The 24850-nt window shown below is 57.8% G+C and carries 27 protein-coding genes, 1 tRNA gene and 1 pseudogene; 19 read left to right on the forward strand and 10 right to left on the reverse strand.

Annotation, left to right across the window (positions count from 1 at the left end; all coding sequences use genetic code 11):
• Positions 1 to 175 precede the first annotated feature (175 nt).
• From frdA to KFZ77_RS17415, 5 genes are all read left to right on the forward strand, one after another.
• Entirely contained in the window at positions 176 to 1966 is a 1791-nt protein-coding gene (frdA, locus tag KFZ77_RS17395) for a fumarate reductase (quinol) flavoprotein subunit (protein ID WP_264384910.1), read from the forward strand.
• Positions 1959 to 2705: a succinate dehydrogenase/fumarate reductase iron-sulfur subunit gene (locus KFZ77_RS17400; protein WP_264384911.1), complete on the forward strand. Its 747-nt coding sequence runs from the start codon at positions 1959 to 1961 to the stop codon at positions 2703 to 2705. The genes frdA and KFZ77_RS17400 overlap by 8 nt, the downstream gene beginning before the upstream one ends.
• 2 nt (positions 2706 to 2707) lie before the next feature.
• Complete coding sequence (frdC, locus tag KFZ77_RS17405) at positions 2708 to 3103, forward strand: fumarate reductase subunit FrdC (RefSeq protein ID WP_264384912.1); 396 nt, start codon at positions 2708 to 2710, stop codon at positions 3101 to 3103.
• A gap of 10 nt (positions 3104 to 3113) precedes the next feature.
• Positions 3114 to 3473, forward strand: coding sequence for a fumarate reductase subunit FrdD (gene frdD, locus KFZ77_RS17410; RefSeq protein WP_031521529.1), 360 nt, complete (start codon positions 3114 to 3116; stop codon positions 3471 to 3473).
• Between the two features lie 103 nt (positions 3474 to 3576).
• Entirely contained in the window at positions 3577 to 4113 is a 537-nt protein-coding gene (locus KFZ77_RS17415) for a lipocalin family protein (protein WP_264384913.1), read from the forward strand.
• Here the strand turns inward: KFZ77_RS17415 and sugE are convergent.
• Positions 4110 to 4427 carry a quaternary ammonium compound efflux SMR transporter SugE gene (gene sugE, locus KFZ77_RS17420; RefSeq protein WP_031521526.1) on the reverse strand — a complete coding sequence of 106 codons (318 nt, stop codon included), beginning with the start codon at positions 4425 to 4427 and terminating at the stop codon, positions 4110 to 4112. The genes KFZ77_RS17415 and sugE overlap by 4 nt on opposite strands.
• Before the next feature lie 278 nt (positions 4428 to 4705).
• On the opposite strand from sugE, the gene KFZ77_RS17425 reads away from it, so the two are divergent.
• A complete protein-coding gene (locus tag KFZ77_RS17425; protein WP_264384914.1) occupies positions 4706 to 5311 on the forward strand; it encodes a helix-turn-helix transcriptional regulator in 606 nt (201 codons plus the stop codon).
• Positions 5312 to 5348: 37 nt separating this feature from the next.
• Here the strand turns inward: KFZ77_RS17425 and ecnB are convergent, their stop codons facing one another.
• The 3 genes from ecnB to efp all read right to left on the reverse strand — a co-directional run bounded on the left by ecnB (position 5349) and on the right by efp (position 6358).
• Positions 5349 to 5495 (reverse strand): lipoprotein toxin entericidin B, encoded by a 147-nt coding sequence (gene ecnB, locus KFZ77_RS17430; RefSeq protein WP_031521522.1) that lies wholly within the window; start codon positions 5493 to 5495, stop codon positions 5349 to 5351.
• A 105-nt stretch (positions 5496 to 5600) separates the two neighbouring features.
• On the reverse strand, positions 5601 to 5735 hold the full coding sequence (locus KFZ77_RS17435) for an entericidin A/B family lipoprotein (protein WP_072002004.1): 135 nt from the start codon (positions 5733 to 5735) through the stop codon (positions 5601 to 5603).
• Between the two features lie 56 nt (positions 5736 to 5791).
• Entirely contained in the window at positions 5792 to 6358 is a 567-nt protein-coding gene (gene efp / locus KFZ77_RS17440) for an elongation factor P (protein ID WP_031521520.1), read from the reverse strand.
• A gap of 41 nt (positions 6359 to 6399) precedes the next feature.
• Here efp and epmB point away from each other — a divergent pair, with 41 nt between their 5' ends.
• Positions 6400 to 7428 carry an EF-P beta-lysylation protein EpmB gene (epmB, locus tag KFZ77_RS17445; RefSeq protein ID WP_264384915.1) on the forward strand — a complete coding sequence of 343 codons (1029 nt, stop codon included), beginning with the start codon at positions 6400 to 6402 and terminating at the stop codon, positions 7426 to 7428.
• 92 nt (positions 7429 to 7520) lie between these two features.
• On the opposite strand, the gene KFZ77_RS17450 is transcribed toward epmB, so the two are convergent.
• The 5 genes from KFZ77_RS17450 to KFZ77_RS17470 form a co-directional block, all read right to left on the reverse strand.
• The gene (locus tag KFZ77_RS17450) at positions 7521 to 7874 is read right to left on the reverse strand and encodes a DUF4156 domain-containing protein (RefSeq protein ID WP_035891111.1); all 354 of its coding nucleotides are present in this window, start codon (positions 7872 to 7874) and stop codon (positions 7521 to 7523) included.
• Positions 7875 to 8037: 163 nt separating this feature from the next.
• The gene (locus KFZ77_RS17455) at positions 8038 to 8196 is read right to left on the reverse strand and encodes a YegP family protein (protein ID WP_264384916.1); all 159 of its coding nucleotides are present in this window, start codon (positions 8194 to 8196) and stop codon (positions 8038 to 8040) included.
• Between the two features lie 295 nt (positions 8197 to 8491).
• Entirely contained in the window at positions 8492 to 10138 is a 1647-nt protein-coding gene (groL, locus tag KFZ77_RS17460; RefSeq protein ID WP_031521514.1) for a chaperonin GroEL, read from the reverse strand.
• A gap of 46 nt (positions 10139 to 10184) precedes the next feature.
• Positions 10185 to 10478, reverse strand: a complete 294-nt coding sequence (locus tag KFZ77_RS17465) for a co-chaperone GroES (protein WP_031521512.1) — start codon at positions 10476 to 10478, stop codon at positions 10185 to 10187.
• A 128-nt stretch (positions 10479 to 10606) separates the two neighbouring features.
• Complete coding sequence (locus KFZ77_RS17470; RefSeq protein WP_031521511.1) at positions 10607 to 11083, reverse strand: FxsA family protein; 477 nt, start codon at positions 11081 to 11083, stop codon at positions 10607 to 10609.
• A 339-nt stretch (positions 11084 to 11422) separates the two neighbouring features.
• Between KFZ77_RS17470 and aspA the strand changes: the two genes are divergently transcribed.
• The 7 genes from aspA to KFZ77_RS17505 all read left to right on the forward strand — a co-directional run bounded on the left by aspA (position 11423) and on the right by KFZ77_RS17505 (position 19328).
• The gene (aspA, locus tag KFZ77_RS17475) at positions 11423 to 12859 is read left to right on the forward strand and encodes an aspartate ammonia-lyase (RefSeq protein WP_031521509.1); all 1437 of its coding nucleotides are present in this window, start codon (positions 11423 to 11425) and stop codon (positions 12857 to 12859) included.
• Between the two features lie 115 nt (positions 12860 to 12974).
• Positions 12975 to 14276, forward strand: coding sequence for an anaerobic C4-dicarboxylate transporter (locus KFZ77_RS17480; protein WP_031521507.1), 1302 nt, complete (start codon positions 12975 to 12977; stop codon positions 14274 to 14276).
• 106 nt (positions 14277 to 14382) lie between these two features.
• Entirely contained in the window at positions 14383 to 14706 is a 324-nt protein-coding gene (gene cutA / locus KFZ77_RS17485) for a divalent cation tolerance protein CutA (protein WP_031521505.1), read from the forward strand.
• Complete coding sequence (locus KFZ77_RS17490) at positions 14682 to 16388, forward strand: protein-disulfide reductase DsbD (RefSeq protein WP_264384917.1); 1707 nt, start codon at positions 14682 to 14684, stop codon at positions 16386 to 16388. The genes cutA and KFZ77_RS17490 overlap by 25 nt, the downstream gene beginning before the upstream one ends.
• A gap of 49 nt (positions 16389 to 16437) precedes the next feature.
• A complete protein-coding gene (locus KFZ77_RS17495) occupies positions 16438 to 17013 on the forward strand; it encodes a transcriptional regulator (protein WP_031521500.1) in 576 nt (191 codons plus the stop codon).
• Positions 17014 to 17092: 79 nt separating this feature from the next.
• A complete protein-coding gene (locus KFZ77_RS17500; RefSeq protein ID WP_264384918.1) occupies positions 17093 to 19135 on the forward strand; it encodes a DUF1176 domain-containing protein in 2043 nt (680 codons plus the stop codon).
• A 117-nt stretch (positions 19136 to 19252) separates the two neighbouring features.
• Positions 19253 to 19328, forward strand: a tRNA-Phe gene (locus KFZ77_RS17505).
• Between the two features lie 132 nt (positions 19329 to 19460).
• On the opposite strand, the pseudogene KFZ77_RS17510 reads toward KFZ77_RS17505, so the two are convergent.
• Positions 19461 to 20165 (reverse strand): annotated as a pseudogene (locus KFZ77_RS17510) (ash family protein); the annotation flags it as partial.
• Between the two features lie 203 nt (positions 20166 to 20368).
• On the opposite strand from KFZ77_RS17510, the gene KFZ77_RS17515 reads away from it, so the two are divergent.
• The 5 genes from KFZ77_RS17515 to pmrB all read left to right on the forward strand — a co-directional run bounded on the left by KFZ77_RS17515 (position 20369) and on the right by pmrB (position 24737).
• The gene (locus KFZ77_RS17515) at positions 20369 to 20638 is read left to right on the forward strand and encodes a type II toxin-antitoxin system TacA family antitoxin (RefSeq protein ID WP_031521460.1); all 270 of its coding nucleotides are present in this window, start codon (positions 20369 to 20371) and stop codon (positions 20636 to 20638) included.
• Positions 20639 to 20641: 3 nt separating this feature from the next.
• Entirely contained in the window at positions 20642 to 21169 is a 528-nt protein-coding gene (locus tag KFZ77_RS17520) for a GNAT family N-acetyltransferase (RefSeq protein ID WP_264384919.1), read from the forward strand.
• Between the two features lie 181 nt (positions 21170 to 21350).
• On the forward strand, positions 21351 to 22976 hold the full coding sequence (gene eptA, locus KFZ77_RS17525) for a phosphoethanolamine transferase EptA (protein WP_264384920.1): 1626 nt from the start codon (positions 21351 to 21353) through the stop codon (positions 22974 to 22976).
• Positions 22977 to 23648 (forward strand): two-component system response regulator PmrA, encoded by a 672-nt coding sequence (gene pmrA / locus KFZ77_RS17530; protein ID WP_264384921.1) that lies wholly within the window; start codon positions 22977 to 22979, stop codon positions 23646 to 23648.
• Between the two features lie 3 nt (positions 23649 to 23651).
• Positions 23652 to 24737, forward strand: a complete 1086-nt coding sequence (gene pmrB / locus KFZ77_RS17535; RefSeq protein WP_264384922.1) for a two-component system sensor histidine kinase PmrB — start codon at positions 23652 to 23654, stop codon at positions 24735 to 24737.
• Positions 24738 to 24850 lie beyond the last annotated feature (113 nt).

The raw sequence follows: 24850 nt of genomic DNA on the forward strand, positions 1-24850 counted from the left end.
GCCTTTCTCTTCCCTGCCGCGGATTGCACCAAAGAAGCGCAAAAAAATCGAACGCGTCAAATTTCCCTGAAAACCCTGCGGTTATACTGCCCTACCCACAAAGGAGCAGGAAATCGCGTCGTGCTTATGCCTGGCTGGAAGGCGCGGCGGTAACCCATATACCAGGAGGAGTGTCGTGCAAACTTATCAAGCCGATATTGCGGTTATTGGCGCGGGCGGTGCCGGACTGCGGACCGCCATCGCGGCGGCGCAGGCCAACCCGAGCGCTAAAATTGCGCTGATTTCAAAAGTCTATCCGATGCGTAGCCATACCGTCGCCGCTGAAGGGGGTTCTGCGGCGGTGACGCAGGATCACGACAGCTTGGCATACCATTTTCAGGACACGGTTTCCGGCGGCGACTGGCTGTGCGAGCAGGACGTGGTGGACTATTTTGTACGCCAGTGTCCGACCGAAATGACCCAGCTTGAACAGTGGGGCTGCCCCTGGAGTCGTCGCCCGGACGGCTCGGTCAACGTGCGCCGCTTCGGCGGTATGAAAATCGAACGCACCTGGTTTGCCGCCGACAAAACCGGCTTCCATATGCTGCATACCCTGTTCCAGACCTCCCTGCAGTTCCCGCAGATCCAGCGCTTCGACGAACATTTCGTGCTCGATATTCTGGTGGATGACGGTCATGCCCGTGGCCTGGTGGCGATGAACATGATGGAAGGCCAGCTGGTGCAGATCCGCGCTAACGCCGTGGTGATGGCGACCGGCGGTGCGGGTCGCGTCTACCGCTACAACACTAACGGCGGGATCGTCACCGGCGACGGCATGGGCATGGCGCTGCGCCACGGCGTACCGCTGCGCGATATGGAGTTCGTTCAGTATCACCCCACCGGCCTGCCCGGCTCCGGCATCCTGATGACCGAAGGCTGCCGCGGCGAAGGCGGCATTCTGGTGAATAAAGATGGCTACCGCTATTTGCAGGACTACGGTATGGGGCCGGAAACCCCGCTCGGCGAGCCGAAAAACAAGTACATGGAGCTGGGGCCGCGCGACAAAGTCTCCCAGGCGTTCTGGCACGAGTGGCGCAAAGGCCGCACCGTCGCGACGCCACGCGGGGATGTGGTGTATCTCGATCTGCGTCATCTCGGTGAGAAAAAGCTGCTGGAACGTCTGCCGTTTATCTGCGAGCTGGCGAAAGCCTATGTCGGCGTCGATCCGGTGAAAGACCCGATCCCGGTGCGCCCGACCGCCCACTACACCATGGGCGGGATTGAAACCAACGCCGGATGTGAAACCCGCCTGCAGGGGCTGTTTGCCGTGGGCGAATGCTCCTCCGTTGGCCTGCACGGAGCCAACCGCCTCGGCTCTAACTCGCTGGCGGAACTGGTGGTCTTCGGTCGCCTGGCGGGCGAGCAGGCAATGGCGCGCGCAGCGTCCGCTTCCCCGGCTAACGATACGGCGCTTAATGCTCAGGCCGCCGACGTTGAGCAGCGTCTGAAAATGCTGGTTAGTCAGCGAGGCAACGAGCGCTGGTCGGCGATCCGCGACGAGATGGGCCTCGCAATGGAAGAAGGCTGCGGCATCTACCGTACCCCGGAGCTGATGCAGAAAACCATCGACAAGCTGGCTGAACTGCAGGAGCGCATGCAGCACGTGCGTATCACCGACACCTCCAGCGTATTTAATACCGAGTTGCTCTATACCATCGAGCTGGCGCACGGGCTGAATGTCGCCGAATGCATGGCGCACTCGGCGATGGCGCGCAAGGAGTCGCGCGGCGCGCATCAGCGTCTCGACGAAGGCTGCACTGAACGTGACGACGTGAACTTCCTTAAACATACCCTGGCATTCCGCGAGGCCGACGGCAGCACGCGCCTGGCCTACAGCGATGTGAAGATCACGACCCTGCCGCCAGCGAAACGCGTGTACGGGGCAGAGTCTGAAGCAGCCGAGAAGAAGGAGACGGCGAATGGCTGAGATGAAAATCATGAAGCTTGAGGTGGTGCGCTATCACCCGGAAACGGACAGCGCGCCCCACAGCGTGTTCTATGACGTGCCCTGGGACGAGCAGACGTCGCTGCTGGATGCGCTGGGGTACATCAAAGACAACCTCGCCCCGGATCTGAGCTACCGCTGGTCGTGCCGGATGGCGATCTGCGGCTCGTGCGGAATGATGGTCAATCGCGTACCGAAGCTGGCCTGTAAAACCTTCCTGCGCGACTATCCGCACGGCCTGAAGGTTGAGGCGCTGGCGAATTTCCCCATAGAGCGCGATCTGGTGGTGGATATGACCCACTTTATCGAGAGCCTGGAGGCGATTAAGCCGTACATCATCGGTAACCCACGCACGCCAGAGCAGGGGCCAAACGTTCAGACCCCGGCGCAGATGGCGAAGTACCATCAGTTCTCGGGCTGCATCAACTGCGGCCTCTGCTACGCCGCCTGCCCGCAGTTTGGTCTGAATCCGGAGTTCATCGGCCCGGCGGCAATCACCCTGGCGCACCGCTACAATCTCGACAACCGCGATCGCGGTAAAGCCCAGCGCATGCCGCAGCTGAACGGCCAGAACGGCGTCTGGACCTGCACTTTCGTCGGCTACTGTTCTGAAGTCTGTCCGAAACACGTTGACCCGGCGGCCGCCATTCAGCAGGGCAAAGTGGAAAGTTCGAAAGATTTCCTCATTGCCACCCTGAAACCCGACGCAAGGAGCGCATGACCATGACCACCAAACGTAAACCTTACGTGCAACCCATGACGCCGACCTGGTGGAAACGCCTGCCCTTCTACCGCTTTTATATGCTGCGTGAAGGCACGGCGCTGCCGGCGGTCTGGTTCAGCATCGTGCTGCTTTATGGCCTTTTTGCGCTCAAGCACGGGCCGGAGGGCTGGCAGGGCTTTATCGGCTTCCTGCAAAATCCCATCGTGCTGCTGATCAATCTGCTCAGCCTGGCTGCCGCGCTGCTGCACACCAAAACCTGGTTTGAGCTGGCTCCGAAGGCCGCCATTGTCATCGTAAAGGGTGAAAAGATGGGGCCAGGACCGGTGATCAAAGGACTCTGGGGCGTCACTGTTGTGGTGACGATAGTTATTCTCGGCGTTGCGCTGTTCTGGTGAGGAAACCACGATGATTAATCCCAACCCAAAACGTTCTGACGAACCGCTGTTCTGGGGACTATTTGGCGCAGGCGGCATGTGGAGTGCCATTGTCGCACCGGTAGTGATTTTGCTGGTCGGTATTCTGCTGCCGCTGGGCCTCGGCCCGGGCGATGCGTTCAGCTATGAGCGCATTCTGGCATTCTCACAAACGCTTATCGGACGACTGTTTCTCTTTCTGATGATTGTTCTGCCGCTCTGGTGTGGGCTGCACCGCATTCACCACGCTATGCACGACCTGAAAATCCACGTACCGGCAGGGAAATGGGTGTTCTACGGTCTCGCGGCGATCCTGAGCATCGTGACGCTGATCGGCGTCCTCACCCTCTGACTCCGCTTTTGGCCTGCCACACCGGCAGGCCACGTCGCTTTCCGGCACGCAAAATTTCCCGCATCTTCTACACTTAGCATAAAAATGCTGGAGGGAATTAGCGATGAGGATCTTACCTGTTGTTGCCGCCGTCACCGCTGCGTTGCTGGTGGTTTCCTGTAGTTCACCCACGCCACCGAAAGGCGTCACGGTTATTGAGAATTTTGATACCCAGCGCTATCTCGGCACCTGGTATGAAATCGCCCGCCTGGATCACCGCTTCGAACGCGGTCTGGAGCGCGTGACGGCAACCTACAGCCTGCGCGATGACGGTGGCCTGAAGGTGATCAACCGCGGCTACAACCCGGAACGCGGGATGTGGCAGGAGAGCGAAGGGAAAGCCTATTTCACCACCAATGACAAAACGCGCGCCTCGCTGAAGGTGTCGTTCTTCGGCCCGTTCTACGGCGGCTATAACGTGATTGCGCTGGATGATGACTATCAGAATGCGCTGGTCTGCGGGCCGAATCGCGACTATCTGTGGATCCTCTCGCGTAACCCGACGATAACGCCGGACGTAAAACAGAGGATGCTGGATGTCGCGACCCGGCAAGGGTTTGAAGTGAATAAACTTATCTGGGTGAAACAGACCCCACGTTAGTGGGTGCTGATTTTAAGCCCGATAATCCCCGCCACAATAAGCAGCAGGCTGGCGATACGCGCAACGCTCGCGGATTCGCCCAGCAGCACGATACCGGTAATCGCCGCGCCAACCGCGCCTATGCCCGTCCAGACGGCGTAGGCGGTGCCGGTTGGCAGCGTCTTCATCGACCACGACAGCAGCACGATACTGACGATCATCGCCGTCACCGTAATAATACTCGGCGTGAGGCGGGTAAAACCGTGGGTATATTTCAGGCCGACCGCCCAAACAACTTCCAGCAGACCAGCGATAACAAGCACTAACCAGGCCATAACAGGCTCCATTTTCGGTGGGGCCGTCCCCGATTTGATGATGCGCATAGGGGTCGTCCCATATGGCCTTGTGATAAGCGAGAATAATGATGTCGTCAAAAAAGGCTTATCTCAACCCTTTTTTCTCATCTTTACCGCGCTTTCCCGGGTAAAAGCCGGAAATAGCGGCACTTGTCTGTTCAGATCAAGCCTTCAACTGGTCAGAGATCTTCCTATGATGATGCGTTTCCTTCGTCCGGGAAACGGGGCACATATCTTTCTCGAACGCGAAGCAGACCATGTATAAAATTTTAGTGATTGACCGCTGTCACTTCAGCCGCAACGGCCTGAAAGCGTGGCTCAATCATCCCGACAACTTTGCCTCCTCATTCTCCATTACGGGTATCGATAACCTGCTTCATGCCCGTGAGCATATCCTGCAATGGCAGCCCAATATGGTGATTGCCGATCTCTACAGTTTTATGGGTGAACTACACCATATTCAGCAGCTTTCTTCGATTTTTGCCGCCTGCGGTAATACCACGCGTTTAATCCTGTTGCAGAGCGGGCGCGCTGCGGTGCTGGATGACTACTGCGCGCTGCAAACCAGCTGGCGTTCGGTGGACAAATCCCTGTCGCTGAGCGCGCTGCGTCAGCTGATTCAGGACGCGCTGGTGTCGCGTCCGCCGTTTGGTGAACCGAAGCCGGTCCAGCCGCTGCTGACGCTACGGGAAGAGCGGGTGCTGGCGCTGTGGACTAAGGGTGCCAGTAACGACGTGGTCGCAACAAAAATGGGTATCACGGTGAAAACGGTCTACACCTACAAGCGCAATATTCGCATGAAGCTGGGCGCGGATAATCGTTTTTCGCTGTTTCTGGCGCTGCCGGAGATGGCGGAGGGGTAATGACGGTACGGCCAGACAGCCGTACCGAGGAGCAGGCTTACTGTGAGGCTTTGGTCGCTGCACCAGAGATGGCGCTGCCGCCGTCCTGAATATCTTCACCCACGCCGCGGGTGGTATTGCAGGCGGTCAGTAAAGATGAAAGGACTACTACAGAAAAGAACGTCGCAATTGCTTTCTTCAACATAATATCTTCCTTTTATTGCCAAAGTTGTTTTGTGTATAGCCACTTAAGCATAGCTAAAAAAGCAACCGCTGCCGGAAAAGGTAATAATTTTAGGAGAAGGAGAAATTACTGTACTGCGCGCTGGATTGCGCCACCCAGATGCTGGACATCTTCGCCGAAACCACGCGCCGTGTTGCAGCCGCTGAGCGCGACACCACACACCAGAGCGATAAGCAGGAAAGAGAGAAAGCGGTGCATCATCCTTGCCATCCTTGAACAACGGCGTGGCAGGGCACCACGCCGCAGGTTTTCCGCGCTTACTTCACGCGAGAAACGTATTCACCAGAGCGGGTATCCACTTTGATAACTTCGCCGATCTGTACGAACAGCGGAACTTTAACCACAGCGCCAGTGCTCAGGGTCGCCGGCTTGCCGCCAGTCCCTGCGGTGTCGCCTTTCAGGCCCGGATCGGTTTCAACGATTTCCAGCTCAACAAAGTTCGGCGGGGTCACGGAAATCGGCTGGCCGTTCCACAGGGTCACGATGCACTCAGCCTGATCCAGCAGCCACTTCGCGTTTTCACCCACGGCTTTCTCATCGGCAGCCAGCTGCTCGAAGGTCTGGTTGTTCATGAAGTGCCAGAACTCACCGTCGTTGTAGAGGTAGGTCAGGTTCATATCTACCACGTCTGCGCCTTCTGCGGAGTCGGTAGATTTGAAGGTTTTCTCAACGCGGGTACCGGTCAGCAGACGACGCAGCTTAACGCGTGCGAACGCCTGGCCTTTACCCGGCTTAACGAACTCGCTGGCTTCAACCGCATAAGGTTCGCCGTCCATCATGATTTTAAGACCAGCACGAAAATCGTTGCTATAGTAAGTCGCCATAAGGCCCTCTGAAAATTGTTAACTGGTAGCTAAGCCACAAAATGGCGCATATTGTAACCCTAAATACCCCATCCAGAGAAGATTGGTTATCGCAACTTGCAGATGTAATAACCGATCCCGATGAGCTGCTGCATCTTTTAAAGATAGACACCTTTCCCGACCTGCTGGCAGGCCGCGAAGCACGACGTCTTTTCGCCCTGCGCGTGCCGCGCGCGTTTGTCGCGCGGATGGAACAAGGAAACCCAGACGATCCGCTGCTAAGACAGGTACTTACCGCGCAGGAAGAGTTTATCGCTGCGCCCGGATTCACCACCGATCCGCTGGAAGAACAGAACAGCGTAGTGCCCGGACTGCTGCATAAGTACCGCAACCGCGCCCTGCTGCTGGTGAAAGGCGGCTGCGCGGTGAACTGTCGCTACTGCTTCCGCCGTCACTTCCCCTATGCCGATAATCAGGGCAACAAGCGCAACTGGAAAGCGGCGCTGGCGTATATTGCCGCCCATCCGGAGCTGGATGAGATTATTTTTTCCGGCGGCGACCCGCTGATGGCAAAAGATCACGAACTGGACTGGTTGATTGGCGAGCTGGAAGCGATTGAGCATCTTAAGCGCCTGCGCATTCACAGCCGTCTGCCGATTGTCATCCCGGCGCGCATTACCGACGGGCTGGTGTCCCGGCTGGCGCGTTCGCGTTTGCAGGTGCTACTGGTTAACCATATCAACCACGCCCGGGAGATCGACGACGATTTCCGTGCGGCGATGGCGCGGCTGCGCCACGCTGGCGTCACGCTGCTTAACCAGAGCGTACTGCTTAAGGGCGTCAATGACAGCGCACCGGCGCTGGCGGCGCTGAGCAATGCGCTTTTCGATGCCGGGGTGATGCCCTATTACCTGCACGTGCTGGACAAAGTGCAGGGGGCGGCGCACTTCATGGTGAGTGACGACGACGCGCGTCGCATCGTGCGCGAGCTGCTGTCGCTGGTATCGGGTTATCTGGTGCCGCGCCTGGCGCGAGAGATTGGCGGCGAGCCAAGTAAAACGCCGCTGGATCTGCAGCTGCGCCAGCAGTAATAAAAAAGGTGGAGGCGTCGCGCTTATCCACCTTATGCCGCTTCAGTTGGCCGTGACAGCCGTTACGGCCTGCCTTCCACGACGTCAGCCCGTCAGTTCGGGCATTTGTAGACCTGACCGGCCATTTCGCTTGCGGTTGGCACAAAGCTGGACAGCATATTCTGGCTCGGGCTGGTGACGCCGTACAGCACGTTGCCGCCCATCGCCGCCGCCTGGTTACGCAGCGCATTTGCCGCACCGCGCATTGAGCCGCCTTCTTCGCCGTGCTGGCCAGACAGCCAGTTGCTCTGTTTGCCGGTGGCCGTGCCGATCAGCTGGCATTCTGAGCCTGGTTGCTCCTCTACAAAGCGAACACCCTGCCCGCCTGCGGACAGCTCGTTGCCGCTCGAACAACCGGCCAGCAGCAGCGCTGCCACAACCATTCCTGCTGAGACTTTTAAGCGCATGTTATTCCTCATATTCGATAAGCTGGACAAACCCTGCCCGACTCAACCTTATACTAAAAACGTGACGAAAAGAAAAACCCCCGGCCATTTCTGGCCGGGGGTTTTGCGTGCTGAAACGCGTTGTTGGCTCAAATGAGCAAACTGGCGCGTCGCGGCAGAGACGTCAGCTACCCGTGTAACCGTGACGACGGGCATTTTCTACGCAGTCGCTCCGGTTTACGTAACCCTGCGAGGATGCCCCCACAATAACGCCATTCGGCGCAGTGCGGCGCCAGCGCCATTCATTTTTATTATCCTTATAAATATCCCATTTATCATTCATATAGATTTCCTTTTTCCCGTTATCGGTTATGGCGCAGCGGATGTCATGTACCGCCGCTGGCCAGCCAGATCGGTGCCGGAGCAGATACTCATGGCAACGACAGGCGTTATATGACCTTTTGTAACGGGTGTAACAAGCGACACGGCCACAGGAGCGGGAAACTCAGAATCAGCTGGGGGTATTTTTCAGACGGAACGCAGGGTGTTAAGGTTTTCAGCGCATAAAAAAACCGGCTGAAACATCAGCCGGTTTTCTGGTGCGGAAGAGTGCAGACGAGACGCTGCGCTCAGGGCAATTACATCATGCCGCCCATACCGCCCATGCCACCCATACCGCCGGCAGCACCTAAGTCAGGCGCGTCGGATTTCGGCAGGTCGGTCACCATGCACTCGGTGGTGATCATCAGGCCAGCCACGGAAGAGGCGTACTGCAGCGCAGAACGGGTCACTTTGGTTGGGTCCAGGATACCCATGTCGATCATGTTGCCGTACTCTTCGGTCGCTGCGTTGTAACCGTAGTTACCGTCGCCCGCTTTCACGTTGTTAGCAACCACAGACGGTTCTTCGCCGGCGTTAGAAACGATCTGACGCAGCGGCGCTTCCATCGCACGCAGTGCAACTTTGATACCGACGTTCTGATCTTCGTTCTGACCAGTCAGCTCAGAGAGTTTAGCGGCAACGCGAACCAGCGCCACGCCACCACCAGCAACCACGCCTTCTTCTACCGCGGCGCGGGTCGCAGCCAGGGCATCTTCAACGCGTGCTTTTTTCTCTTTCATTTCAACTTCGGTTGCTGCGCCAACTTTGATTACCGCAACGCCGCCTGCCAGTTTCGCTACGCGCTCCTGCAGTTTTTCACGGTCGTAATCGGAAGTGGCTTCTTCAACCTGCTGGCGGATCTGAGCAACACGGCCCTGAATTGCCGCTTCGTCACCCACGCCATCAATGATGGTGGTGGTGTCTTTGTTGATCACAACGCGTTTTGCCTGACCCAGGTCTTCCAGGGTGGCTTTTTCCAGTTCCATACCGATCTCTTCAGAGATAACGGTACCGCCGGTCAGGGTTGCGATATCCTGCAGCATAGCTTTACGACGGTCGCCGAAGCCCGGTGCTTTCACCGCAGCAACTTTCACGATGCCGCGCATGGTGTTAACCACCAGGGTCGCCAGCGCTTCGCCTTCAACGTCTTCAGCCACGATAACCAGCGGTTTGCCTGCTTTCGCAACGGCTTCCAGTACCGGCAGCATTTCGCGGATGTTGGAGATTTTTTTGTCAGCCAGCAGGATGAACGGGCTTTCCAGTTCAACGGCGCCAGTTTCCGGCTTGTTGATGAAGTACGGAGACAGGTAGCCACGGTCGAACTGCATACCTTCAACCACGTCCAGCTCGTCCTGCAGGCCGGTACCTTCTTCAACGGTGATCACGCCTTCTTTACCGACTTTGTCCATCGCTTCGGCAATCATTTTGCCTACGGTTTCGTCGGAGTTAGCGGAGATAGTACCTACCTGCGCAATAGCGCGGGAGTCAGAGCACGGTACGGACAGGGTTTTCAGCTCTTCAACCGCTGCGATAACCGCTTTGTCGATGCCGCGCTTCAGATCCATCGGGTTCATGCCGGCCGCAACGGCTTTCAGGCCTTCGTTAACGATAGCCTGAGCCAGTACGGTTGCGGTGGTGGTACCGTCGCCTGCCGCGTCGTTCGCTTTGGAGGCCACTTCTTTCACCATCTGGGCGCCCATGTTTTCGAACTTGTCGTCCAGCTCGATTTCACGTGCAACGGATACGCCGTCTTTGGTGATGGTCGGTGCGCCGAAGGATTTATCCAGTACCACGTTACGGCCTTTCGGGCCCAGGGTTACTTTAACCGCGTCTGCCAGTACGTTTACGCCGCGCAGCATTTTTACACGGGCGTCGTTACCGAATTTTACGTCTTTAGCTGCCATTTCTCTTTTCCCTTAAATTCGTATGTTCAGTGAGTTCGCGCGTGGATTACGCTTCAACAATCGCCAGAATGTCGCTTTCAGACATGATCAGCACTTCTTCATTGTCGATCTTTTCAGCTTTCACACCGTAACCATCGTTAAAGATGACGATATCGCCAACTTTTACGTCCAGCGGCTGAACGCTACCGTTATCAAGGATGCGGCCCTTACCGACTGCGATGATTTCGCCACGGGTTGATTTACCTGCTGCGCTACCGGTCAGCACGATGCCGCCTGCAGATTTGGACTCAACCTCTTTACGCTTGACGATGACACGATCATGTAACGGACGAATACTCATTGATAGCTCTCCTTTGAGAAAGTCAGTATCAGTTGTGGGGTAACGCCGACCCTAACGGGTTATCGGCTGGTGACCTGAGAGATGGGGATAGAAAATTCCCCCTTCAAGGGGGGAATAACAAAAATTTTTTATTGCCCGTCGCGATCGCGATCTTCCAGGCGTCGCGGCGTTTCATCTTTACGTTGATATTCGCCGTCGATGGTCTGCCCGTTGCTGTCGCCCGTGGTAAAGCCGCCGCCCGGCATACGGTTGAAGCGCAGGTGCGGCATCAGGCGCAGGGTTAGCAGTTTCTGCACCGGCGGCAGAAGCAACAGCAGGCCGAGGAAGTCGGTAAAGAAGCCGGGAATGATGAGCAGCAGGCCGGAGATAATCAGCGACACGCTTTTGATCATCTCTGCCGCCGGGCTTTCGCCTGCTTCCAGCTTCTGCTGCATGATCATCAGGTTTTTAAAGCCCTGGTTGCGCACCAGCGACATACCAATAATCGAGGTGAATACCACCAGCAGCAGCGTCAACAGCACGCCAAAGACGTGGGCGACCTGGATGAAGATGGAGATCTCGATATAAACGTAAAGAAATATGGCAACTAACGGTATCCAGCGCACTGGGTTCTCCTGTCGATAAGCTGACGCCGCAAGGCCTCAGCGAAAATGGGGTGGCGAAACGCCATCCAGAGGTAATGGAGGCGACCACGCGGGATTTCAATGCGGGCTGCGGGTAAGGAATGGGTAAAGTTTTTTGCGGTGAGCCATTTCACATATTAATAAATGTAATGAAATTGTTGTCATAATAAGTGATCCAGATTACTGCATTTCGCTATTATCAGCATATGATCGTGGGTATCAGAGCGATTAAGGAAATAATCGTCGGTCTGAAAACCAGCATAACCACATAAATACTGCGTATTTAGTGTTTTCATCGGCAGCTTGAAAAAGAAGGTTCACATGTTAAACAACATTCGTATCGAAGAAGATTTGTTGGGTACCAGGGAAGTTCCAGCGGATGCCTACTATGGTGTACACACTCTGAGAGCGATTGAGAATTTCTACATCAGCAACAGCAAAATCAGCGACATCCCTGAGTTTGTGCGTGGCATGGTGATGGTGAAAAAAGCCGCGGCGCTGGCCAACAAGGAACTGCAAACCATTCCTAAGAAAGTGGCCAACGCGATTATCGCAGCATGTGATGAAGTCCTGAACAACGGCAAGTGCATGGATCAGTTCCCGGTGGACGTTTACCAGGGCGGCGCGGGCACTTCCGTTAACATGAATACTAACGAGGTTCTGGCCAACATCGGCCTTGAGCTGCTGGGCCACCAGAAAGGTGAGTATCAGTACCTCAACCCGAACGATCACGTTAACAAGTGCCAGTCCACCAACGACGCCTACCCGACCGGTTTCCGTATCGCCGTTTACACCTCTATCGTTAAGCTGGTCGATGCGATTAACCAGCTGGGCGAAGGCTTCCAGCGTAAAGCGGTAGAGTTCGAAACCATCCTGAAGATGGGCCGTACCCAGCTGCAGGATGCGGTGCCGATGACCCTCGGCCAGGAGTTCCATGCCTTTAGCGTGCTGCTGAATGAAGAAACTAAAAATCTGCTGCGCACCGCGGAACTGCTGCTGGAAGTGAACCTCGGCGCAACGGCCATCGGTACGCGCCTCAACACCCCGGACGGCTACCAGCAGTTGGCGGTGCAGAAGCTGGCGGAAGTGAGCAACCTGCCGGTGGTGCCGGCGGAAGATCTGATCGAAGCGACGTCAGACTGCGGCGCCTACGTGATGGTGCACAGCTCCCTGAAGCGTCTGGCGGTAAAACTCTCCAAGATCTGCAACGACCTGCGCCTGCTCTCGTCAGGCCCGCGCTCTGGCCTGAACGAAATCAACCTGCCAGAACTGCAGGCGGGCTCGTCCATCATGCCGGCGAAAGTGAACCCGGTAGTGCCGGAAGTGGTGAACCAGGTGTGCTTCAAGGTGATCGGCAACGACACCACCGTCACTATGGCGTCCGAAGCGGGCCAGCTGCAGCTGAACGTCATGGAGCCGGTAATTGGCCAGGCGATGTTTGAATCCATTCACATTCTGACCAACGCCTGCTACAACCTGCTGGAAAAATGCGTCAATGGCATAACCGCGAACAAAGAAGTGTGCGAAGGTTACGTTTATAACTCCATCGGTATCGTCACCTACCTCAATCCGTTCATCGGCCACCACAATGGCGACATCGTGGGTAAAATCTGCGCCGAAACCGGTAAGAGCGTGCGTGAAGTGGTACTGGAACGAGGTCTGCTCTCTGAAGCAGAGCTTGACGATATTTTCTCAGTGCATAATCTGATGCATCCGGTTTATAAAGCGAAACGTTATACCGATGAAAGCGAACAATAACAGAACAGGGTAAACGCTTATCAAGGCACGTCCTCCGGACGTGCCTTTTTCGTTTTATACGGCTACGAAATCACAACATTCGTTTATCTATTACTTAACTCACAAGGAAGCAATCATGATAGTCGTTGAACTCATCATCGTTCTGCTGGCGATCTATATCGGCGCCAGGCTCGGGGGGATAGGCATCGGCTTTGCCGGTGGCCTCGGGGTGCTGGTGCTGGCCGCCATCGGCGTCAAACCGGGGAATATTCCTTTTGACGTTATCTCCATCATCATGGCGGTGATCGCGGCTATCTCTGCCATGCAGGTGGCTGGCGGTCTGGATTATCTCGTCCACCAGACCGAGAAACTGCTGCGCCGCAACCCGAAATACATCACCATTCTCGCGCCGGTGGTCACGTATTTTCTGACCATCTTCGCCGGCACCGGCAATATCTCGCTCGCCACCCTGCCGGTGATTGCCGAAGTGGCGAAAGAGCAGGGCATCAAACCGTGCCGTCCGCTCTCTACCGCCGTGGTCGCAGCCCAGATTGCCATTACCGCCTCCCCCATTTCTGCCGCCGTGGTGTATATGTCGTCGGTGATGGAAACCCACGGCGTCAGCTACATTCATCTGCTGTCGGTGGTGATCCCGTCCACGCTGCTGGCGGTGCTGGTGATGTCGTTCCTGGTGTCAGTGCTGTTTAATTCAAAGCTCTCTGACGACCCGGTTTACCAGAAGCGCCTTGAAGAGGGGCTGGTTGCCCTGCGCGGCGACAAGAAAATCGAGCTGAAGCCGCGCGCACGCACCTCGGTATGCCTGTTCCTGCTCGGCGTGGTCTGCGTGGTGATCTACGCCATCGTCAACAGCCCGAGTCTCGGTATTGTCGCCACGCCGCTGATGAACACCACCAGCGCCATCCTGATTATCATGCTGAGCGTCGCGACCCTGACGACCATCCTGTGTCGCGTTGAGACCGAATCCATCCTGAGTTCCAGCACCTTTAAAGCCGGCATGAGCGCCTGTATCTGTATTCTCGGCGTCGCCTGGCTGGGTGATACCTTTGTTTCTGCCAACATCGACTGGATCAAAGCCACCGCCGGGAGCGTGATTCAGGGGCACCCGTGGCTGCTGGCGCTGATCTTCTTCTTTGCTTCCGCCCTGCTCTACTCTCAGGCAGCCACGGCTAAAGCACTGATGCCGATGGCGCTGGCGCTGAACGTGTCGCCGTTGACTGCCGTGGCCTCTTTCGCGGCGGTATCCGGACTGTTCATCTTGCCGACCTACCCGACGCTGGTCGCCGCCGTACAGATGGACGATACCGGCACCACGCGCATCGGGCGCTTCGTGTTTAACCACCCGTTCTTTATTCCCGGCACCATCGGCGTGGTGCTGGCCGTCTGCTTTGGCTTCCTGCTGGGCAGCGTACTGCTGTAGAGCCGTAACCTCAGGTGACAAAAAAGCGGGCTGCGCCAGCGGCCCGTTTCATGAACCCCTTCCGCCCGCGTGATATAGTGCCTTTTTTCGCCGAGACGAGGTTGCTATGACCCAGCCCGATGCTGTTGTAATTCTCTGTACCGCTCCCGATGAAGCCACCGCCCAGGAGCTGGCCGCCAAAGTGCTGGCGGAAAAGCTCGCCGCCTGCGTCACGCTGCTGCCGGGCGCAACCTCGCTCTACTACTGGGAAGGCAAACTGGAGCAGGAATACGAAGTACAGATGGTGCTGAAAAGCGACACCTCGCGTCAGGAGCCGCTGCTGCGCTGCCTGAAAAACCTTCACCCGTATCAAACCCCTGAATTGCTGGTTCTGCCGGTTCTCCACGGAGATAGTGATTACCTCTCATGGCTCAACGCATCCTTACGCTGATCCTGCTGTTATGCAGCACCTCAGCCCTGGCCGGGCTTTTTGACGCCCAGCCGAAAAGCCAGTATCTGCCTGCCGACCAGGCCTTTGCTTTTGACTTCATCCAGCAGGATCGCGATCTGACCCTGAGCTGGCAGATCCGCGACGGTTACTACCTCTACCGCAAGCAGATCGCCGTCACCCCGGCGCAGGCGGAAACCGAGCCGCTGGCGCTGCCGCCGGGCACGCCGCACGAGGATGAGTTCTACGGCAAGAGCGAGATCTACACCCGCCAGCTGCAGCTGCCCGTCGATATTCGCCGCGCCGGGCCGGGCGCAACCCTGACCGTGACCTATCAGGGCTGTGCCGCTGCCGGGTTCTGCTATCCGCCGGAAACCCGAGTGGTGCCGCTGAGCGCCGTCACGCCTGCCGAGCAAGCTCCGGCAGCGAGTACCGCGCCCGTGGAGAACACAGCAGCCAGCCCCGCGCCCGCCCCGCTGCCCTTTTCGGCGCTGTGGGCGCTGCTGATTGGGATTGGTATTGCCTTTACCCCATGCGTACTCCCGATGTACCCGCTGATCTCCGGCATCGTGCTGGGCGGCCAGCAACGCCTCTCTACCGGACGCGCGCTGCTGCTGGCGTTTATCTACGTCCAGGGCATGGCGCTGACCTACACTGCGCTTGGCCTGGTGGTCGCCGCCGCCGGGCTTCAGTTCCAGGCCGCGCTCCAGCACCCTTACGTGCTCATCGGCCTGTCGATCGTTTTCGTGCTGCTGGCGCTGTCGATGTTCGGCCTGTTTACCCTGCAACTGCCGTCTGCGCTTCAGACGCGCTTAACCCTGATGAGCAACCGCCAGCGCGGCGGCTCGCCAGGTGGCGTATTCGCGATGGGCGCGATTGCCGGGTTGATCTGCTCCCCCTGCACCACTGCGCCGCTCAGCGCCATTCTGCTCTACATCGCCCAGAGCGGTAACCTGTGGCTTGGCGGCGGCACGCTCTATCTCTACGCGCTCGGCATGGGGCTGCCGCTGGTGCTGGTCACAGTATTCGGCAACCGTCTGCTGCCGAAAAGCGGGCCGTGGATGGAGAAAGTGAAAGTCGCATTCGGGTTTGTCATCCTCGCCCTGCCGGTATTTCTGCTGGAGCGCGTGGTGGGCGAACCCTGGGGGCTGCGGATGTGGTCGGCGCTCGGCGTCGCCTTCTCTGCCTGGGCCTTTATCGCCAGCCTGAGCGCTACCCGCGCCTGGGTGCGCGTGGTGCAGATCCTGCTGCTGGCCGCCGCGGTCATCAGCGCGCGCCCGCTGCAGGACTGGGCGTTTGGTGTGCCTACAGCCCAGCACCAGGCCCATCTCAACTTCACCCGCATCGCCAGCGTTGATGATCTGAATGCCGCGCTGGCGGCGGCGAAGGGCAAGCCGGTGATGCTCGATCTGTACGCCGACTGGTGCGTCGCCTGTAAGGAGTTTGAGAAATACACTTTCAGCGATCCGCAGGTGCAGCAGGCGCTGAGCGATACCGTGCTGCTGCAGGCGGACGTCACCGTCAATAACGCGCAGAATCGCGCCCTGCTCGCGCACCTTAAGGTGCTCGGTCTGCCGACGATTTTGTTCTTTGACGCCGACGGGCGCGAACAACCGGCCCGCCGGGTTACCGGTTTTACAAAGGCAGAGGCGTTTACCCGTCATTTGCACAATCGGGATCGGTAAACGACACTCTATGTGGGATAAATCACCGAAATAAATGGAGGAACAGTCTGTGGAACGCGAAGCGGTTCTTGACCAGGCTCTGCAACTCCTTGAACAGCAAGGACTCTCCAGCACCACGCTGGACATGGTAGCCACCCGCGTCGACTACCCGCTGGAAGCGCTCGAACGTTTCTGGCCGGACAGCGAAGCGCTGCTTTACGACGCACTGCGGCATCTCAGCCAGCAGGTTGACGCCTGGCGTCGCCAACTGCTGCACGACGACACGCAAACTCACGAGCAAAAACTGCTGGCGCGCTATCAGGCGCTGACCGACTGCGTGACCCGTCAGCGTTATCCGGGCTGCCTGTTTATCGCTGCCTGCACCTTTTTCCCCGACCCGACGCACCCGATTCACCAGCTTGCCGATCAGCAGAAGCGCAATGCGTACGACTTCAGCCATCAGCTGCTGACCGAGCTGGAAGTGGACGACCCGGCGATGGTGGCAAAACAGATGGAGCTGGTGCTGGAAGGCTGCCTGAGCCGGATGTTGGTCAATCGCAGCCAGGCGGATGTGGATACTGCACGCCAGCTGGCGGAAGATATTCTGCGCTTCTCCCAGTGCCGCAAAGGCGGCGCGCTGACCTGAACCTGCTGGTTCTGGCAGTATAGTTATCACCCTGATACGCATATACTTTGTCCGATTTTACTCTTAAAAAGGACTTTATATGCGTCTCCTGCCGACGGCCCTGTTTGCCGCCCTGTTCAGCGCTTCGCTTCATGCGGCCCCACTCGAGGGCATCAAGTTTCAACATAACGACTGGGAAATCGCCTGCGATAACACCGGCACCTGCCGGGCGGCGGGTTATGGCGTTAATGATGGCGAAATCAGCGTATTGCTGACCCGTAAAGCCGGACCTCTGGCGCAGGTTAATGTTCAGGCAACCTTCGCCAACGAGATCGACGATCCTGAGTCACTGTCACCGGAGACGCTGTTTATTGATGGTAATTCCGAAGGCTCGCTGGAGTGGGGAGAGAACGGCTATCTGCTACTCAATGCAACCCAACGTGATGCGCTACTCCAGGCGTTGCGCGAGGACCGCCTTATAGAATTTGGCAGCAAAACGCGCCGCCTGAGGCTCTCCTCTTCTGGCTCCAACGCGGTGCTGTTGAAAATGGACGACTTTCAGCAGCGCGTTAATACTCCGGGCGCGCTGATACGCCCGGGAAAACGCAGCAACAATACGGTATTAATGCCCCGCGACATCCCTCTGGTAGTGCGTTATCCCGCCATTTCTGACGCAAAATCTGTACCGCTGACGCCTGCCGAGCTGGCAAAAATCGAGCCGCAGCTGCGGGAGAAATTCGCCGCGGAGTGCGATATCGGAGAGGAAGAACGTGCGGAGCCGTGGGTTAAAACGCCCATCGACGATAAGCACGTTACCGTCACCACCCTCTGCTGGCGCGGTGCCTATAACGAAAGTTATGCCGTCTGGTTTACCGACAACGCGCTTAACACGCCGCCTCAGTTCGTCACCAGTGACGCCAGCGACTTTACCGATGGATTCATTTTTTCATCGCATAAAGGGCGCGGGCTCGGCGACTGCTTTTCCGCCGAGAGCCGCTACTGGAATGGCGAAGGCTTCGTCAGGAGCGAAGCGATCTCTTCAGGAATGTGCAGTGGCATGGGTGCAGGCGGCGTCTGGATCCTGCCGACACTGATCAGCAACGTACGCATGAAAGCGGATGTCGATACCGATCGGCTGGCGCTGAAAACGTTGCGCGCTGCAATGGACACCCTTCAGGACAAAGATGCCGTCACCGCCCTGGCGCAACGCTTCCCGGTGAAGGCCGTGCAAACCCGGTTCACGCTGAACCCCGACACGCCTGACCGCAAACCCTCAGCAGCGATCAGCGACGACGAGTGGCAGGCGTTTGTAAATTCGAAAATTGTGGTGGATGGTAACGAAGCAGGCATCAGTTATACGCTGGTAGACCTGGATAACGACGGTAAGCGCGATCTGATCGTTGACAGCTATGTGGGCGGCACCAGCCTGTATAACTATACGGGGGTGCGTAAAAACACGGGTGATCGCTTCTCGGTTGTCGATTCGCGCTCGCGGTATAACGCCAACGTTGCTATGTGGCCGATGTCCGGCGTGCTGTACTCTACTGCCGGGCGCGGTGCCGACCAGCATGCGGAGTGGATTGAGATAAATGGCCAGATCTATGCCCTGTTGCGCGACGGTGTGTTTGGCTCAGACACCTACTGGCTGCTGCGTCCGTTCAGCGATGCCGCGAAGGCTCCGGCGGTAACGGTGCGTTATCACTACGATCTGCGGCTTTCACCCACAGAAGATGCAACCCCGGCGCTGACGGCGAACGAGCAAAAATCCCTGATGGACGAACTGGAGCGTGTCCAGAAGGCCATAGCTCGCGGAAAATCGCTCCGCGCCGAAGATGCCCCTGTCTGCCCTGTTCCACCCGGCACCCCCGCCGACGCGGCAGATTTATATTCCGCTGGGCGCCCGGTGATCTATGCTGAACAGGTTGCCCTCCTGCCAGCCTGGCACGACGGAGCGTGCTACGTCGGCACGTTGATTAATCTGTATTACTACTCTGCTGAGAACGGCATTGAAGGCTTTCTCACCTTCGATTCACCCCGCAATGACAACACGGCACCAGCGGGATATACGTTGTCTGGTACACGTCGTATTACAGGCATTGAAGACGGATGGAAAGCCTATGCCAGCGATGCGGAAGAGGCGTGAATATTGGGCATTTTAAAGCCAACCCCGCCAGAATCGCCGTAAAGTTGAGCAAACAAACGGGGTGAGGGGAAAACACCGTTGACGCCACTCGCGGATTAAGGTTTAATTCGCCCCGTTGCCCGGATAGCTCAGTCGGTAGAGCAGGGGATTGAAAATCCCCGTGTCCTTGGTTCGATTCCGAGTCCGGGCACCACTATTTAAAGAACCCGCCCAAAAGGCGGGTTTTTGCTTTCTGGGGTTCGATGATTTGCTTCTGCGCTGCACGTAGGGTGGGTAAGCGCAGCGCACCCACCTTCACAAACGCAGCAGCGGCGGGTGCGCAGGCTTACCCGCCCTGCGATAATGCCTCATCCTCAATACATCTCACGCCATCCGCGGTGCGTATCCAGCGCGGGGCTTTCATTTCTGCGGTGAAATAGTTGATCAGATCGTACAGCAACCCGCTCAGCTGTCGCTCCGTCTCCGGGGATAACCCCTGCCCTGCCAGCAGATGCGTTAGCGTAAGGCAGTAGCGGCAGAGCTGGGTGCAGTCCGGATCGAAACGCGGTGTTCGCACGGGCAGTGAATCCACCGTCAGGCTGTCAACCAGATGCGCTGGCACCGGGTCGAGTAATGTGGGTTCCAGCACCGACAGGCATGCATTGAGCCTGCCGCAGAGCGCCATTTTTAATGCCGGATCGTCGCTCTCTATCAGGGTTTCGACAAACTGCTCGCAGTGGTCGGCGAGAAGAGTGAAATCCGTGGTCGCGCTGAAAGGAACGGTGAGTAACGGGTGAGTCAGGGTGAGGGTCGTAGCCATAGCGGCAGCCTCCTGTAACGGGATGATAAACCCACCACCAGAGGTTCCAATCTCCTGGGTGGCGGACTGAACGAGGTTGGAACTACCGGCGTTACAGGGAACCGGCGCACCTTGCGGTGCCCTCGCCCAGCCCACCATTGAGGTGTAGCCGTGCGCACGACACAAAGTGAACCTGTGTCGCCTGTAACAATACTCCGGGGTTCCAATCCCGGCACCTGAATTTGCAGGTGCGAGCGCACAATACCGCTAAGCATTACCGGCGGCAAGCGACGTCGCGCCCGAAAGCGAGGCAAAATGATAATCAGGAAACCGCCTCGCAAAACTCTGCAAAAACCCTACCGGCTTTCTGGTTTTTGCGATTGAATAGCGACCGCAGCGGGCGTACTATTTGTACGGAATAAAACCGTACAAAATCGGCACCGGAGAGCCTTGATATGCCCGCTCAAAAAAACCAGCGAATCGACCTGAGGCTCAGTCTGGAGGATAAGAATATGATTGAGGAAGCCGCCGCGATGACGAACCAGACAATGAGCCAGTTTATGCTGAACAGCGCCTCGGAACGGGCGGCGGAAATTATCGAGCAGCATCGGCGTATCGTGCTTAATGACGCCTCGTGGGACCAGGTGATGGATGCCATCAGCACTCCTCCGGTGCCCGTTGCAAAACTGAAACGCGCCGCCAGACGCCTGAAGGATCTGGAGTAAGCGATGCCCGGCCTGAAAATTGAGATTCTGGCGGAGGGCTGCTGCTACGACACCACCGCATTTGACTGCGGTGATGCGACGTTAAACACGTTTCTGACCGAACATCTGCAACGGCAGCACAGCCGCCGGGTCTTGCGAGCTTATATTCTGCGAACAACCGATGAGGCTGCCAGAGTGCGTGGGTTTTACACCCTGTCCGGCAGCTGTTTCGAGAAAGCGCAGCTGCCCTCCAGAACGCAGCAAAAGAAAATGCCGTACCGCAACGTGCCCGCCGTTACGCTCGGCCGTCTGGCAATAGATCAAAAGCTGCAGGGCGAAGGCTGGGGATCCACACTGGTCAGCCATGCGATGAAGGTCGTTTACCAGGCGTCGCTGACGGTGGGTATCCACGGCATGTTTGTTGATGCGCTGAATGAAAAAGCCCGCCGTTTTTATCTGAGCCTCGGGTTTATTCCGCTTACTGGCGATAATCACCAGGCGCTGTTTTATCCGGTAACCGCAATGGAAGCGCTGTTTGCCGAGCATAATTAACCTGCGCCTTCAAACAAAAGCGCGGTTTACCTGCCAGGAATTTCATCACGCCTGTATCCAGCAGCTGATTTTCTCTTTTGGCTCTGACAAACCACCATCGATACCCGTACCTTAACTTCTTAAGCTTCCCTTAATTAACTTCTGGAACCATAGCGGCATCATTATTCCGGATGCCGTTGCTATGTTGACCATCAAAAGGCCCCGCCTGGGCGTGATTCTGGCCTGTGCTGCGTATATTGCGCTGCTGCTGAATATCCCGTTTTACCGCCAGGTGCTGGCGCTGGTACCGCTCAACAGCCTGCATAACGGGTTGATCGTCGCCTCAATGCCGGTGGCGCTGTTCAGCATTATCAGCGTGCTGCTGCTGCTCGCGTCGTTTGTCTGGCTGGAGCGACCGCTGGCGGTGCTGTTTATTCTGCTCGCCGCTGCGGCGCAGTACTTTATCCTCACCTATGGGGTCATCATCGATCGTTCGATGATCACCAACATCGTGGATACCACCCCGGCGGAGAGCTTTGCGCTGATGTCGCCGCGCCTGGTCATCACGCTGCTGCTGTCCGGCGTGGCGATGGCTTTGCTGGTCTGCTGGGTGAAATATAAACCGGCGGCCTCGCTGGCGAAGGCTGTGGTGCCGCGGCTGGCAGCGCTGGCGGTCACGTTGCTGGCTATCCTGCTGATCGCGTTCTTCTTTTATAAGGATTACGCCTCGCTGTTTCGCAACGACACACAGCTGGTGAAGGCCATCAATCCGTCGAACAGCATCGTGGCGGTGTGGTCCTGGTATCGCCATCATCAAATGGACAACCTGCCGCTGGTGCGGTTGGGTGAAGATGCGCACCTGAGCCCGCAGGCTCAGGCTGGCGAGAAGAAGAACCTCACCATTCTCATCGTGGGCGAAACATCGCGCGCGGATAACTTCTCGCTCGGTGGGTACGGGCGTGTGACCAATCCGCGTCTGGCGCAGGACGCGGTGATCTACTTCCCGCACACCACCTCCTGCGGCACGGCGACGGCGATCTCGGTGCCGTGCATGTTCTCCGGGATGCCGCGCAAAGCATACAACGAGCAGCTCGCCAGTCATCGGGAAGGGCTGCTGGACATCCTGCAGCGCGCCGGGCTGAGCGTGCTGTGGAATGAAAACGACGGCGGCTGCAAAGGGGTGTGTAACCGGGTGCCGCACCAGAACGTGACTCAGCTGAACCTGCCGGGCCAGTGCATCGATGGCGAATGCTACGACGAGGTGCTGTTTCACGGGCTGGACGACTATATTCGCAACCTGAAGCAGAACGGCGTGATTGTGATCCACACCATCGGCAGCCACGGCCCAACCTATTACAATCGTTACCCGCCGCAGTTCCGCACCTTTACGCCGACCTGCGACACCAACGAGATCCAGACCTGCACCCGGCAACAGTTGATCAATACTTACGATAACAGCGTGCTGTACGTCGATTACGTGGTGGATAAGGCCATTGCGCTGCTGAAGGCGCATCAGGACCGCTTTACCACCAGCCTGGTTTATCTTTCAGATCACGGGGAATCGCTGGGCGAAGACGGTGTCTATCTGCATGGCCTGCCTTACCACATCGCGCCGGAAGCGCAGAAGCACGTGCCGATGCTGATCTGGCTGTCGCAGGATTACCAGACCCGATACGCCATTGATGAAGCCTGTATGCAGACGCGCGCTGCCCGCGACGCGTACTCCCAGGATAACTTATTCTCTACCATGCTGGCGCTGACCGGGGTGCAAACCCGGGAATACCATGCGGCGGACGATGTGCTGGCACCCTGCCGGAGAGCGAGCTAAATGAAGATCCTGATTGTTGAAGACGATACCTTGCTGCTGCAGGGGCTGATGCTGGCGATGCAGACCGAAGGTTACACCTGCGATGGTGTCACCAGCGCGCGCGAAGCCCAGGCCAGCCTGGAGAGCGGGATTTACAGCCTGGTGATCCTCGATCTCGGGCTGCCCGATGAGGACGGCTTGCACCTGCTGCGCCGTCTGCGCCAGCGCAAGCACAGCCAGCCGGTGCTGATCCTCACCACGCGCGACACGCTACACGACCGCGTCGCCGGGCTGGATGCCGGGGCGGACGACTACCTGATGAAGCCTTTCGCGCTGGAGGAGCTGCACGCCCGCATCCGGGCGCTGCTGCGTCGGCATCATAATCAGAGTGACAACGCGCTGACGGTGGGCGATTTGCGGCTGAATATCTCCAGCCGTCAGATCTGGCTCGGCGAGGCGCTGCTGGAACTGACGCCCAAAGAGTACGCCCTGCTGTCGCGCCTGATGCTGAAGGCGGGCAATCCGGTGCACCGCGAGATCCTGTTCAACGACATCTATAACTGGGATAACGAGCCGTCGACCAACACGCTGGAGGTGCATATCCACAACCTGCGCGAGAAGATCGGCAAGTCGCGCATCCGCACCCATCGCGGGTTCGGCTATATGCTGGTGCCCACTCCGGAGACGCGCTGAGCCATGTTTACACGTCTGCTACCCCGTTCCATGACGCTGCGCCAGAAGTTAATGCTCACTATCGGTGGCATCCTGCTGGTGTGCCAGTTCATCAGCGCCTTCTGGCTGTGGCACGAGAGCAAAGAGCAGATCCAGCTGCTGGTGCAGGGCGCGCTGCACAACCGCAATAACCATCGCCATATCGAACATGAGATCCGCGAGGCGGTGGCCAGCCTGCTGGTGCCAAGCCTGGTGATGATCACCCTGACGCTGTGCATCTGTTTCCAGGCGGTAAAGTGGATCACCCGCCCGCTGCTGGATTTGCAGCGCGAGCTGGAAACGCGCACTGCGGACAACCTGACGCCGGTGACCCTGACCAGCAACGTTACCGAGGTGGATGCGGTGGCTGACGCTATTAACCAGCTGGTCACCCGGCTTAACACCACATTGGAAAGTGAGCGCTTATTTACGGCTGACGTGGCGCACGAGCTGCGCACGCCGCTGGCGGGCATACGCCTGCATCTGGAGCTGTTGTCGAAGGCGCAGGGCATTGACGTTGCGCCGCTGCTGACGCGTATCGATCAGATGACGCAGAGCGTGTCGCAGCTGTTGCAGATGGCGCGGGTCAGCCAGTCATTTTCGGCGGGTATCTATCAGCACGTGTCGCTGCGCGAGGACGTGATCCTGCCGCTGCACGATGAGCTGACCACCATGCTCAGCACGCGCCGGCAAACCCTGACGCTGCCGACGTCAGGCATAGCGGATACCGTGCCGGGCGATGCCACGCTGCTGCGCGTTCTGCTGCGCAACCTGGTGGAGAATGCTCACCGCTACAGCCCGGAGCAGGCGGTGATTGCGCTGGCTATCCACCCGCATGACGGTGCCGTCGAGCTTATCGTCGATGACCAGGGGCCGGGCATTGACGAGGCGAAGCGCGGCGAGCTGAGCAAAGCCTTTGTGCGCATGGACAGCCGCTACGGCGGTATTGGCCTCGGGCTAAGCATCGTGACGCGCATTACCCAGCTGCATCACGGCCAGTTTATTTTGCAGAATCGTGAAGGCGCGACGGGCTGTCGCGCCGCGGTCCGCCTGCCCCTGGCCACAACGTAAAGATCCGCCCCACGCTGTTGCTTGCCGGGGCTGAACATCTATACTCCAGCCACCAGCCCCGATCCGGTGATCCCATGACAACACGTACCCGCCCCGCTCCCCTTACCTTTGCC

Origin of the sequence: Siccibacter colletis (assembly GCF_025914095.1) — a bacterium.
Classification (GTDB): Bacteria; Pseudomonadota; Gammaproteobacteria; order Enterobacterales; family Enterobacteriaceae; genus Siccibacter; species Siccibacter colletis.